This window comes from Pilosibacter fragilis, assembly GCF_032490495.1.
GTDB lineage: Bacteria > Bacillota > Clostridia > Lachnospirales > Lachnospiraceae > Pilosibacter > Pilosibacter fragilis.
In genome coordinates this window covers 218,116-231,613 of record NZ_JAVYJB010000002.1, presented here as the reverse complement: position 1 = coordinate 231,613, position 13,498 = coordinate 218,116, and the positions used below count along the sequence as shown (strand labels likewise).

General features: G+C 49.0%; 12 protein-coding genes. 11 read left to right on the top strand and 1 reads right to left on the bottom strand.

Features of this window, described 5'->3' with window-relative positions:
- Positions 1-462: 462 nt before the first annotated feature.
- Positions 463-1,044: a cysteine hydrolase family protein gene (locus ABCW45_RS02385; RefSeq protein ID WP_343220170.1), complete on the bottom strand. Its 582-nt coding sequence runs from the start codon at positions 1,042-1,044 to the stop codon at positions 463-465.
- Positions 1,045-1,611: 567 nt separating this feature from the next.
- Between ABCW45_RS02385 and ABCW45_RS02380 the strand changes: the two genes are divergently transcribed.
- The 11 genes from ABCW45_RS02380 to ABCW45_RS02330 all read left to right on the top strand — a co-directional run bounded on the left by ABCW45_RS02380 (position 1,612) and on the right by ABCW45_RS02330 (position 13,494).
- Complete coding sequence (locus ABCW45_RS02380) at positions 1,612-2,214, top strand: ECF transporter S component (protein WP_117504062.1); 603 nt, start codon at positions 1,612-1,614, stop codon at positions 2,212-2,214.
- Positions 2,215-2,272: 58 nt separating this feature from the next.
- Positions 2,273-3,049 carry an energy-coupling factor transporter transmembrane component T family protein gene (locus ABCW45_RS02375; protein ID WP_117469629.1) on the top strand — a complete coding sequence of 259 codons (777 nt, stop codon included), beginning with the start codon at positions 2,273-2,275 and terminating at the stop codon, positions 3,047-3,049.
- A complete protein-coding gene (locus ABCW45_RS02370) occupies positions 3,037-4,737 on the top strand; it encodes an ABC transporter ATP-binding protein (protein WP_117552630.1) in 1,701 nt (566 codons plus the stop codon). The genes ABCW45_RS02375 and ABCW45_RS02370 overlap by 13 nt, the downstream gene beginning before the upstream one ends.
- Before the next feature lie 517 nt (positions 4,738-5,254).
- Positions 5,255-5,386, top strand: coding sequence for a hypothetical protein (locus ABCW45_RS02365; RefSeq protein WP_330579524.1), 132 nt, complete (start codon positions 5,255-5,257; stop codon positions 5,384-5,386).
- Complete coding sequence (locus tag ABCW45_RS02360; protein ID WP_117566407.1) at positions 5,386-6,003, top strand: flavodoxin family protein; 618 nt, start codon at positions 5,386-5,388, stop codon at positions 6,001-6,003. The genes ABCW45_RS02365 and ABCW45_RS02360 overlap by 1 nt, the downstream gene beginning before the upstream one ends.
- 30 nt (positions 6,004-6,033) lie before the next feature.
- Positions 6,034-6,615 (top strand): NUDIX hydrolase, encoded by a 582-nt coding sequence (locus ABCW45_RS02355; protein ID WP_343220169.1) that lies wholly within the window; start codon positions 6,034-6,036, stop codon positions 6,613-6,615.
- A gap of 266 nt (positions 6,616-6,881) precedes the next feature.
- Positions 6,882-8,033, top strand: a complete 1,152-nt coding sequence (locus ABCW45_RS02350; protein ID WP_117566408.1) for a trans-sulfuration enzyme family protein — start codon at positions 6,882-6,884, stop codon at positions 8,031-8,033.
- A 34-nt stretch (positions 8,034-8,067) separates the two neighbouring features.
- Positions 8,068-9,246: a MalY/PatB family protein gene (locus ABCW45_RS02345; RefSeq protein ID WP_117566409.1), complete on the top strand. Its 1,179-nt coding sequence runs from the start codon at positions 8,068-8,070 to the stop codon at positions 9,244-9,246.
- A 342-nt stretch (positions 9,247-9,588) separates the two neighbouring features.
- On the top strand, positions 9,589-9,822 hold the full coding sequence (locus ABCW45_RS02340; protein ID WP_015554280.1) for a hypothetical protein: 234 nt from the start codon (positions 9,589-9,591) through the stop codon (positions 9,820-9,822).
- A gap of 73 nt (positions 9,823-9,895) precedes the next feature.
- Complete coding sequence (locus ABCW45_RS02335) at positions 9,896-10,756, top strand: hypothetical protein (RefSeq protein ID WP_117566410.1); 861 nt, start codon at positions 9,896-9,898, stop codon at positions 10,754-10,756.
- Positions 10,757-10,965: 209 nt separating this feature from the next.
- Positions 10,966-13,494 (top strand): heavy metal translocating P-type ATPase, encoded by a 2,529-nt coding sequence (locus ABCW45_RS02330; protein ID WP_343220168.1) that lies wholly within the window; start codon positions 10,966-10,968, stop codon positions 13,492-13,494.
- Positions 13,495-13,498: the final 4 nt, after the last annotated feature.

The window sequence follows — 13,498 nt, the reverse complement described above, 5'->3', positions numbered from 1 at the left end:
AGTGGCTGGGGGGGGGACGCGCCGGTGAGACTCCGGGCGCAGACGCTTCACGGGATTCCGGGAGGGTTCCTCTAAGCTCCCAGAAAAATGCTAAGGGCGGAGACCCGGGGACACAACTCGCAACTTGCGTTGCTCAGACAAGTGTCCCCGGGCCTCCAACGCATTTTCCAGCGAGCCAAGAGGAAGCCAGCTCCCTCCACCCAGGCGGTCCGTGCCCGCAGTCTCACCGGCGCTGTGTGTTGGCGGGAGTGAGGGATGAAGGGAAGGTTGTGGTGGGAGAGAGGAGGTGGCGGAAGCTGGACGATGCGCGGGGCCCTTTGGGCGCCGCGGCATCGCGAGGTTGTTGTGGCGGTGTGAGGACGTTGGGGAATCGTGAGGATGTGGGTAGTGTGAGGACGTTGAGGGATCGTGAGGATGTGGGCAGTGTGGGTATGCTGGGGGATCGTGAAGCTTCTGAGGTTTTTATTCCTCTTGGAGAAGGCTGTCCAGGTATTGCTGGGTGGTCATGAGTTCGGTGTGGAGAGGGGACAGGTAGGAAAGGATATTTTCGGCTTCTTTTTGTGAGGTCGCATTGAGACCTGCTACGGCATCGGTGAGGTAGATGACTTTGCATCCGGCATCGATGGCGGAGAGGGCGGTGGAGAGTACGCAGCATTCTGCTACTACGCCGGAGATCACGACGCGGGAAGCGTGTTTTGCGAGTTCACGCACTTGTGGGATGGCGAAGGAGGAGTAGACGCTTTTTGTGTATACAGGGTATTTTTTTGTGTAGGGCAGAAACTCGGACATCATTTCGTTGAGCCAGGGGTCTGCGTTTACGGCGGCGTTGACTTTGTTGTATTCTTTCCATACGCCTTCCGGGTGTTTTGTGGCGAGGTACTGGGTGAAGATCACCTGGGAAAGGGCGCGGCTGTTTAGAAGGCGGAGAATGGAGTCGGATGCTTTTTCGACTTCTTCGCAGGCCCATTCCTGACCTTTAGTGTAGACATTCTGCATGTCAATGACAAGTAATAGATCCTGATTTGTTTTTGCTGTTTGATCCATAAAGAGATTCCTCCTGATTCTTGGCGGCCTGGTGAGAGAACCGTGTATCTAAAGTTTAGTATAGTTTTGATGAGGAGAATTTACAAGTGAAACGAATGTTACTTTATTAACAATCTTGCTTGAAATCAGGCGTTTTCATTGACTTTACACAAAATCAATGCTATCTTTATTTGGAATTGTTGTTAAATTGTAACTATTTGGGTTCAGTAGGTCTGCGCATTTACTGCGCTGACCGTAAGAAAACATAGGCGGGTAGGCAAAAATCCCATTGCCGCAGGCAATTTTTCATGGATTTTTGCTCGTGACTGTGAAGGTACTGAACAGTTACCTATTTGGAAGTTTTTGCGCTTGATGCGCCAACCGGATGGTTACGTTGAAGTCACAATTTAGTATGTTCTGGAGGGAGGATATTGTATGGGAAGGGAGCGGATGCTGCTGACTTAGATTTTAGTGAGTCTAAGGTAGCGGAATCTAGTGCTTCTGGGAGAAATGGTCAGGAAAGACGTGAGAAGCTCCTGATAAACTGGCAAGGATGAAGATTAAGAAAAAAGAAAGGGTATATGAGGTATGAAGAATTTATTTAAAACAAAGTTTGATGCGGCAGTGATCGTGCTGATCCCGGCCTGCATCGGTATCAATTATCTTGGAAAGCTGTTTGCGAGTGTATTAAAACTTCCGTTATGGCTGGATTCTATCGGAACATGCATCGGTGGATGCCTTGGCGGTCCGATCATCGGCGCGATCTGCGGTGCGGCGAACAACCTGATCTATGGTTTTTCCGCGGGAGATAATATTACGCTTATCTATGCATTGACAAGCTTAGGTATTGGAGCGGCAGTTGGAATCATGGCCCGCCTTGGATTTATGAAATCATTCCCGAAGGCAATTCTTACAGCCTGTGCAGCCGGTCTTGCAGCGGTTGTGATCTCCACCCCGTTAAACGTATTATTCTGGGGCGGTACTACTGGAAATGTATGGGGTGACGCTGTGTTCGCAGCAACTCAGGCGGCTTCCATGCCGGTATTTCTGGGATCTCTGTTAGATGAAGTTGTTGTGGATGTTCCGGACAAACTGATCACTCTGATCGTTGTATTCTTTATTTTGAAGGGTCTTCCAAAGAAGCTTACAACGCTGTATGAGGCAAATTCCGAGATCGAGACTCTGGACTAATCAGATTTAGAAAAGGAAATGCAGCTGTTCTTCGGAGCAGCTGCCGGGAAACAAATATATGAAAAGTATCAGCCTGTTTGTAGATAACGGGACATATCTGACGAAGGTGCATCCCTTTACAAAATTGATGTATATCGCTGCCGCCATCAGTATTCCGCTGATCACTGGAAAGCTTTGGATGTTTGGTGTGTTTATCGCAGTCAGTCTCTGTGTTCTGGCCAGCGGAAAGATCCTGAAAAAGACGTTTCCGCTGATCGCTTTTTCTTTTACGATCCTTTTGACGATTTTCCTGATCCATGGATTGTTCAACCAGAGAAACGAGAATGTGCTGTTTCTGATCGGCGGGCTGAAATTTTACAGAGAGGGCACACTTTACGCCCTCCATATCGGTTTAAACATTCTGAACATGCTGCTGTCCTTTGCGGTGTTCGTCCTCTCTACCAAGCCGTCTGAGTTTGTGGATGAGCTGGAGAAACGTGGGTTTTCACCGCGTTTCGGTTACATCGTGACATCCGTGTTCCAGATCATCCCGCAGATGATGGGAACTATGAATACGATCATGGACGCGCAGCGCAGCCGCGGACTGGAGACAGAAGGAAATCTGCGGACCCGTGCTAAGGCATTTTTACCGCTGATCTCCCCGGTGGTCATGAGTTCCCTGATCAATACCAGAGAGCGGGCGATCGCTCTGGAGGTGCGTGGATTCGGCGCAGGAAAAAAGAAAACCTGGCTGTCAGATCGGAAACGTCACAAGGGAGACCAGGAGATCACGATCTTACTGGGACTCTGCATTCTGGCAGCTATTGCATGGAGGATCGTTGTATGTCTGAGATAATCATTGAAAATTTACGATACCGCTATCCTCACGCGAAGAAACTGGCGCTGGATGGTTTGAACTTTTCAGTAGAAAAGGGAGAGTTTATCGGTATTATCGGAGAAAACGGAGCAGGAAAAAGCACGCTGAGCCAGGCGATTATGGGGCTTGTTCCGCAGTTTTACAAGGGAGCTTACGGCGGAAAAGTCATTGTGGACGGCATAGAGGCCGGAAAGACTCCGGTATCACAGCTCTGTGGTCATGTGGGTCTGGTGTTCCAGAATCCGTTTAACCAGCTGTCCGGAGCAAAGGACAATGTATATGAGGAAGTCGCTTTCGGAATGCAGAACCTGGGAATTCCGGCCGAAGAGATGAAGGAGCGGGTGGAGAACGCCCTGAAGCTCCTTGATATCTGGCAGTATCGCGATCGAAATCCGTTTGATCTGTCCGGAGGTCAGATGCAGCGTGTGGCGATCGCCAGCGTGCTGGTCATGCGGCCGGATGTCATGATCCTTGATGAACCGACTTCCCAGCTTGATCCGGAGGGAAGCGACGAGGTATTCCGGGCGGTTGAGACCCTGACGAATTCCGGTATCACGATCTTAATGATCGAGCAGAAGATCGAGAAACTGGCGGCTTACTGCGACCGCATTCTTCTTCTGCATGGTGGAAAGCAGATCGCGTTTGATACGCCGCAGAAGGTATTTTCCATGCCGGATCTTGCGGATTATGGGATTCAGGAACCGGCATTTACCCGGATCTGTAAGGCAGAACATGTGACTCTGCCGGATGGAACGTATCCGGTCACTGTGGAAGAGGCTGCCGGAGTGCTGAAAGAGAGACATGCGGGAAGAGCAGAGGCAAAAGGAGCTGCAAAGGCGGATAAAAAAAAGAATTCAGAAGTTTTAGGCGAGGAACAGTTCCTCATTAAGAATCTGGATTTTTCCTATCTTCCGGATGTGCCGGTCTTAAAGGCGTTGAACATGAGACTGGATAAGCGTCCGACGGCGATCATTGGCCAGAACGGAGCGGGAAAGACTACGTTGGTAAAGCTGTTGAAGGGACTGCTGAAGCCGGTATCCGGAAACATTTACTTCCGCGGCGAGGACATTTCTGGAAAAACGGTGGCGATGTTAGCTGGAAATGTCGGCTATGTGTTCCAGAATCCGGATGATCAGATCTTCAAATACAATGTGATGGACGAGATCATGTTTGGTCCGATGAATATCGGGATGGATCCGAAACGCGCGGAGGAAGAGGCAAAGCGGGCGCTGGAGCTGACAGGGTTGTCGGGTAAGGAGAAGGAAAATCCTTATGACCTTGAGTTATATGAGCGGAAGATGACTGCGATCGCTTCGGTTCTTGCCATGGACACGGATGTTTTGATTTTAGATGAGCCGACGATCGCCCAGGACTGGAAGGGACGCCAGATCATTGGCGGTATTATCCGCAGCCTGTCGGAGAGAGGAAAGCTTGTGATCGCGATCCTTCACGATATGGATTTTGTGGCGGAGAATTTTGAGCGCGTGATCATTATGGCTCATGGACAGGTGCTGGCGGATGGAACGGCCAGGGACGTGTTCATGCAGGATGAAGCGTTGAAAAAGGCAAGACTGCAGAAACCGTATATGATGCAGCTCGGTGAGGTACTGGGGTATGAGAGAGCGTATCTGACGGTGGATGAGATATTGAGAAATCAGGTGTCCTGATTAAAGTGAAAAAGATGTGCAGATCATTGGCCCGGGGAAGATTTGAGCCGATGGGGCACATCTTTTTTCTTTATGAGGCATGTGCCAGGAGTCTCATCGACGCTGGGTACTGAAGGGAGAGAAGGGATAGTTACAAAAATCATAAATATTTCGATCAGTTTACCATGTTGCTTTTGTTTTGTGATATACTGTTTTATATATTTTTTGGTCTCCGCTGCCGCTCTTCGTTCCACTACGGTCGGTTCAGAGCCAACGTCCACTGGACGTTGTGAACCGGTCGGCACAGAGCAGAGGTCCGCCGGATCTCTTGTGGTCTTCGCTTCGCTACGGTCGGTGCAAAGCGGACATCTACCGGATGTCCTGCACCCTTGTATTTGTCCTTATCAGAGTTTGTAAACACCGGTGGGTTGATATAGCACAAGGGAAACAATAAGGGAAATTCACTTTTTACATCTGAGTTTACGGTAGCGACAGGAGGAAAATTATCACCCTGATCGGGCAAGCGGTGAGTGAGACTGTGTGGGATAAAGAGGAGATCATCTACGCGGACCTCGACATGCAGAAGGTCCCGGCGAGCCGGATGGAGCATGATGTCTGTGGACATTACGCGAGACCGGACGTGTTGAAATTGAGTGTGGAGGATAAATAATGAAAGTATTGATGATCAATGGAAGCCCGCGGGCGAATGGAAATACATCGATCGCGTTGAATGAGATGAAGACGGTGTTTGAAAAAGAGGGAGTCGACGCGGAGATCGTGCAGGTCGGCAGTGAGGCGGTAAGAGGATGTATTGCCTGTAATCGATGCGCGGAGCTTGGGAAGTGTGTGTTCGACGATGTGGTGAATAAGCTGGCGGTGAAGCTTTCGGAGGCTGATGGACTGGTGGTCGCAAGCCCTGTTTATTATGCGTCCGCAAATGCGACCCTGATCGCGGTTCTGGACCGGCTGTTTTATAGTACATCCTTTGATAAGACAATGAAAGTCGGAGCGAGCGTTGTCTGTGCGAGACGCGGCGGATGTTCGGCGACTTTTGACGAGTTAAATAAGTATTTTACGATCAGCAACATGCCGATCGCATCTAGTCAGTACTGGAACGCCATCCACGGGCGCGGACCCGGAGAAGCAGTGGGGGATGCGGAAGGTATTCAGACGATGCGGGTTCTTGCGAGAAATATGACATTTCTCATGAAGAGCATTGAGCTTGGAAAAGAGAAGTATGGTCTTCCGGAGAAGGAAGAGGTCGTGCGGACGCATTTTATCAGATAGAGAAGAATGATATTGGAAGGAAATTATGCGATGAATCGGCAGAAACTGGTAAGTCAGATCAGAAGGTATGTGCCTTATAATGAGCAGGAAGAGGCGGATAAGGCTTTGATCCTAAACTGGATCGAGAAGAATGATGACGCGTTCCTTCGGGATAATGTGGTGGCGCACATGACGGCTTCGGCCTGGGTGGTGGATAAGGACAGGAGTAAAGTCCTTATGGTGTATCACAATATTTATCATTCCTGGTCATGGCTTGGCGGGCATGCGGATGGGGAGACAGATCTTCTGGCGGTTGCAATCCGGGAGGTGAAGGAAGAAGCAGGAATTTCCGATGTGCGGCCAGTGTCGGAGGAGATTTTTTCGCTGGAATCGCTCACCGTCGACGGACATGTGAAAAAAGGACGGTATGTGTCCAGTCACCTGCATCTGAATGTGACGTATCTCCTGGAGGCGGATTCTGAGGAACAGGTGTCTGTGAAGGCGGATGAGAACAGTGGGGTCGCTTGGTTTACGCCGGAGGAGGCGTTAAAGAAATCTACGGAGCCGTGGTTTGTGGAGCGGGTGTATGCGAAGCTTGTCGAGAAGACGATATCATTGTTGATGAACGAGTAGCAGACTGGTGTAAATCCGGTTTTGTTGCTCATTTTTTATTTCAGTCGAGAAGACTCCCACCTTTTTTAGAAAATGATTCGGTTCTATGCCCCGGATTGGTGTTTCTTTTTATCGACTAGTTATAGGTTTTCCCTATATGTAACCATAAAATAGAAAGATTATACAGAACTGCCGTCCGGTGGTAGATTATTATCAAATATCCTATGGAGATAGTAGGAATATGAACTTTCTATTTACAAGAGAAAACAAGACAGGAGTGAAAAGATATGGGGAGAGGAATTAATACACGATGTTTACACTTAGAGGAAACAGAAGGAAAAACAGATAATTACGGAGCACTGAGCTACCCGATCTATCAGACAGCGACTTACGCCCATGCAGGTGTCGGAAAAAGCACCGGATACGATTACAGCAGACTTCAGAATCCGACGAGAGAGCAGCTTGAGAAGGTGGTTGCAAGCCTGGAGGGCGGCATCGATGCTTTCGCCCTTTCGAGCGGAATGGCGGCGATCACACTGCTTATGGAAATCTTCAAGCCGGGTGACCATATTATCGCTGAGGCAGATCTCTACGGCGGAAGTGTCCGTCTGTTCGACAATGTCTCGAAAAAGAACGGATATGAGTTTACATACTTAAACTGTTCCAGGGATGACATCGAAGGTGCCATAAAGGAGAACACGAAGGCGGTCTACATTGAAACGCCGACGAACCCGATGATGAACGTATCTGATATTTCCAAGATCGCGGAGATCGCAAAAAGACACGGACTCTACCTGATCGTCGACAACACATTCCTGTCCCCATATTTTCAGAATCCGTTAAAACTCGGCACGGATATCGTGATCCACAGCGGAACGAAGTTCCTGGGCGGACACAACGATACCTTAGCCGGATTTATCGTGACAAACAACGAAGAAGTTCAGGAAAAACTTCGGTTTATCATAAAGACGACCGGAGCCGGGCTCGCACCGTTCGACTGCTGGCTGATCTTAAGAGGCATCAAGACTCTTGGAATCCGCATGGAGCGGTCCCAGGAGAATGCCATCAAGATCGCGAACTGGCTGAAGGAACAGCCGGTTGTAAAACATGTATATTATCCGGGACTTCAGGAACACCCGGGATATGAGATCATGAAAAAGCAGGCAAGAGGATTCGGCGCAATGCTGACCTTTGATGTGGACACAGAGGCACATGCGCTGCGGATCCTCGAGAGTGTCAGAATGATCAAATTTGCGGAGAGCCTCGGCGGCGTGGAGACACTGATCACCTACCCGACGACCCAGACCCATGCGGATGTGCCGGAGGAAGTACGGCTGAAAAATGGAATCACGCCGTGCACGCTCCGGGTATCTGTGGGAATCGAGGATATCGAGGACCTTCTCGCGGAGTTAACGGAAGTATTTAAGGGATTGAAATAGGATCAGAAACGCGAAAAGAGGAGAGGATTTCGGCATGGCAGAGAGAAATTTGAATTTTGATGAGATCGCCGAGCGGCGCGGAACAGACTGCTTGAAATATGATTTTGCAAAGAGGAGAGGAAAGCCGGCGGACGTCCTCCCGCTCTGGGTGGCAGACATGGATTTCAAGACATCTTCCTACGTGGAGGATGCGCTGATCGAGCGGGCAAAACATGGAATCTTCGGTTACAGTGATACCCAGGAAGTATATTTTAACGCGGTGGCAGGATGGATGGAACGGCATCATCACTGGAAGATCAAAGAGGACTGGCTGATCAAGACTCCGGGCGTGGTATTCGCCCTGGCAATGGCGGTAAAGGCGTTCACAAAGGCCGGTGACAGCATACTGATCCAGCAGCCGGTCTACTATCCATTTTCCGAGGTGATCCGGGACAATGACCGTGTGATCGTCAGCAATGACCTGATCCTGGGGGACGATAACCGGTATCATATCGACCTGGCTGATTTTGAAAAGCAGATCGTGGAACATGATGTGAAGCTGTTCCTTCTCTGCAATCCCCACAACCCGTCAGGAAGAGTGTTTACGAAGGAAGAACTGACTGCAATGGGAGATATCTGTGTGAAGCACGGCGTCACAGTGGTCAGCGATGAGATTCACAACGATTTTGTGTTTCGGGGTGAACATACGGTGTTTGCGTCCATCAAGAAGGAGTTCGAGGACATCTGCGTGGTCTGCACGTCTCCGAGCAAAACCTTCAACCTGGCCAGCATGATGATCTCGAATATATTTGTCCCGAATAAGGAGCTGAGACAAAAATTTCAGCATCAGGTCGATGCCGCGGGAATCAGCCAGCTGGGCGTACTGGGACTTGTGGCGACACAGACGGCGTATGAGAAGGGCGATGAATGGTATGAGAACATGCTCAAATATGTCTGGGAAAATATCGCCTACGTAAAGAAATATGTGAAGGACAACATGCCGGGAGTGAACGTCATTGACGGCGAGGGAACCTACCTCTTGTGGCTGGATTTCAGAGGGACCGGAATCGATGCCGATGAGCTGGACCGGCGGATCATCTACGACGCAAAGCTGTGGCTGGACAGCGGAAAGATCTTCGGAAAGACAGGAACCGGATTCCAGAGGATCAATGTGGCGGCACCGAGGAAGACGATTGAGGAGTGTATGAAAAGAATAGAAGGAATACTGAAATAGCGCATTTTTGGTCTCATAGGAAGACCGGGATCGCAGGATATGGATTGTGACAGGATAAAAAGTCTCTGGGACAGATTGGAAAATTTTTTGATCTGTTCCGGAGACTTTTTTGCAGCTTCCTGCACGATGAATGGGAAGTTACGGAATCCTTACGAAACATGTACGATTTCATTAGAATCCTCCATTAAAAAGAACCGTATGCTATAATAAAATTGGCAGAAAACATGTGAATTCCAGAAAATATGGAATGTTCAGGCAGGAGAAGGATAGAAAGAAATTGGAAATGTAACAGGATGAAAAAAGTGTGAGTGGTAACAGATTTTCAGTGAGGAGGAATGCGGAATGAAGAGAGTGCTGATCGGTGGCTTTTTATCTTTGATCGGAAGTATCTGGGCGATGGCGGTGCTGTTTGTTGCGGGAAGTAATCTGACGTCCGGATGGACAACTCCACCGGGGAGATTTATGACTACGGTGGCGGAAATGGGGCTGTCGGAAGTGTTTGGCATGGCGATCCTTTTCGTTGTTCTGGGGATTGTGATCATGATGGTTGAGTTATTCCGGAGAGATAAGCAGTAGAGATGGTATTCCGTCGATGGTTATGATTTTTTGCGAGTATGTCGTTATCATGTTAATAAGGAGTGAGATTGGTATGAAAAAGAAAACGATGATCCTTTTAACTGCTGTGCTATGCGCATCAGTTGGTGCGCTGGTCATGTTTTTAAACAGACCCTATAAACCAGTGTCATTTACTGTCGATGGAGATCAGTGGTCGGCGAAAACTGTTGATGGAGGTTCTCTACTGCTGGAACTTCATAATGATAACAAAAGCAGAGAATGGTCAATCGTGTCGGAACCAGAAACTTTTGTAAGCGATTATCATAACATTGCGGAAAATATTTCAGAATTTCATATAATTGCATTGGAGGATGGAAATGGTGAGATGGTATTTCAATGTGTAAAAGATGATGGCAGCGCGGACATGTATACGCTTGGACTTTCTATTTCACGTCATCAGAAAACCAATCTTCAAATTGATTCAATTACCTTCAAAATTTCCGGGTGTCTGAAACAGGGAATGGAAGAAAAATTGACAGAAACAGCGAAAGAACCGCGGAAAATCGGGAATGCGCAAGGAAATTTACAAGGAATGGCAATCTATTCTTCCTGCCCTTTTGTGCACGAAGACTCACAATGGGAACTTCAGATCTATGTGCAGGAAGATATGCTCATAGATGGAGAACTGACTATGGATGACAGCTGTCGATTTCTGATACAGGCAGTTTCCGGAGAGGATTCCTATGTATTTTTAGATGAAATGATCCAGTTAGGTATACCGGAGGCGGATATCTGGGAGGACGAACAGGAAAAAATGCATATAGTGCTTCGGGATGTACGGACTGCCAGATATAAAGTGTCTGATTTTGTTTTCAATCCGGAAGAAAAGAAATTTATCGGCAGTGATGTACTGGATGGAGAAGGAATCAATTACATTGGAACGACCGGCAAGTAAGAGAATTTACACCGGCACGATACCGCGAAAAAGATGGTATCAGAGGGAAGGCTTTACATCGTATAAAGCCGTTATGCAGCCATGACTTCTTAATCGCAGTCCATTTTTAAAGAAAAAATCTCAAATACGGTTCTTGACATTTTTTGAATTCGTGCTATTATTTACATATACCCCGTATGGGTATAGTTAAATAGAAAGGAACGACAAAGATGGAACAGTATACAGTGACAGGAATGAGCTGTGCTGCCTGCCAGACCCGCGTGGAGAAGGCAGTTTCAAAGGTGCCGGGCGTTACATCCTGCTCCGTGAGCCTGCTCACGAACTCCATGGGTGTTGAAGGTACAGCTTCCTCCTCAGAAATTATCGCGGCAGTTCAGGCTGCTGGTTACGGCGCGTCCGTAAAAGGAGTGGAAAAGGCAGACAGATCCGGAAACGGCACTCTCTATGATGAATCTGCTCTGGAAGACCATGAAACCCCGGTCTTAAAGAAACGACTCGTTTCTTCGATCGGTTTCCTTCTGGTTCTCATGTATTTTTCCATGGGACATATGATGTGGAACTGGCCGCTTCCGGCTTTCTTCAACGGAAATCATGTGGCGATGGGACTCTTACAACTCCTTCTTACCGTGATCATTATGGTGATCAACCAGAAATTCTTTATCAGTGGCTTTAAGGGTCTGCTCCACGGTTCTCCCAATATGGATACTCTGGTAGCACTGGGCTCCAGTGCTTCGTTTGCCTGGAGCACCTATGCCTTGTTTATGATGACGGACGCCCAGGTAAAAGGGAACGCGGATGCAGTCATGATCTATATGCACGAGTTCTACTTTGAGTCCGCGGCGATGATCTTAACCCTTATCACCGTCGGGAAAATGCTGGAAGCGAGATCAAAGGGACGCACCACAGATGCCTTAAAAGGTTTAATGAAGCTGGCCCCGAAGACCGCCGTGATCGAAAAGGACGGCGTTGAGACTACGGTTCCGATCGCCCAGGTTAAAAAAGGCGATATTTTCGTGGTCCGTCCGGGTGAAAATATACCCGTGGATGGTATCGTCTTAGAGGGAAACAGTGCAGTAAATGAATCTGCTCTCACCGGGGAGAGTATTCCGGTGGATAAGGCGGCAGGTGACCCTGTCTCGGCTGCGACATTAAATCAGTCCGGCTTTATCCGCTGCGAGGCATCGAGAGTCGGAGAGGATACCACACTCTCCCAGATCATAAAAATGGTCAGCGATGCGGCGGCAACAAAAGCGCCCATCGCGAAGATCGCCGATAAGGTATCCGGCATATTTGTACCTGCCGTGATCACGATCGCGATCATCACGACCATCGGCTGGCTCCTCGCAGGCGAGACCATGGCGTTCGCCTTAGCCCGAGGGATCTCCGTTCTCGTCATCAGCTGTCCGTGTGCCTTAGGACTTGCAACGCCGGTAGCCATTATGGTGGGAAACGGAATGGGAGCAAAGAACGGAATTCTCTTTAAGACAGCAGTTTCTCTGGAAGAAACGGGAAAAGTAGAGATCGTTGCCTTAGATAAGACAGGAACCATCACAAGCGGGGAACCCCGCGTGACAGATCTCGTTCCGGCAGAGGGAGTGAGCGAGTCAGAACTTCTTTCCATGGCATACGCTCTCGAGAAGAAGAGCGAGCATCCGTTGGCGAAGGCAGTCCTCTTAAAGGGTGAGGAAATGGGGCTTTCCGCAGCTGATGTGACAGATTTTGCGGCACTTCCCGGAAACGGACTTTCTGCGAAATTAAATGGAAATACGATCTACGGCGGAAACATGAAGTTTATCGGAACGCATGTGGCTGTTCCGGAAGATATGAAGAAGAAATCCGAAGCTCTCGCGGAGAGCGGAAAGACTCCGCTATTCTTTGCGGAGAATGAGAAGCTTGTGGGCATCATCGCTGTTGCGGATATGATCAAGGAAGACAGTCCACAGGCAATCCGGGAGCTCCAGAACATGGGAATCCATGTAGTCATGCTGACCGGTGATAATGAGCGCACTGCAAAGGCGGTCGGAAAAGAGGCCGGCGTCGACGAGGTCATCGCCGGAGTCCTTCCGGACGGCAAGGAGAGCGTGATCCGAAAGCTGAAAGAAAAAGGCAAGGTTGCCATGGTCGGTGACGGGATCAACGATGCTCCGGCCCTCACGAGAGCCGATATGGGAATTGCGATCGGAGCCGGAACCGACGTCGCTATCGATGCGGCGGACGTGGTCCTTATGAAGAGCCGCTTATCCGATGTCCCGGCAGCGATCCGCTTAAGCCGTGCGACGCTTACGAATATCCACGAGAATCTGTTCTGGGCATTTTTCTACAATGTGATCGGGATCCCGCTTGCCATGGGACTCTGGATCCCGGTATTCGGCTGGAAACTGAATCCGATGTTTGGTGCCGCAGCCATGAGCTTATCCAGCTTCTGCGTTGTATCCAACGCCCTGCGCTTAAATTTCTTTGATATCCGGCGTTCCGACAGGGACAAAAAGATAAAAACAAAAATCCATAACAATAAAGAAAAGGAGAGTAACATGATGGAAAAGACATTAAAAGTTGAAGGTATGATGTGTCCGCACTGCGAGGCAGCTGTAAAAAAAGCACTTGAGGCCATTGACGGCGTATCCGTTGCAGAGGCAGATCACGTAAAAGGAACCGCAACGGTGACACTCACAAAAGATGTTCCGACCGAAGTGCTTAAAAAAGCCATCGAGGATAAGGATTACAAGGTGATCGGTTGAGAGT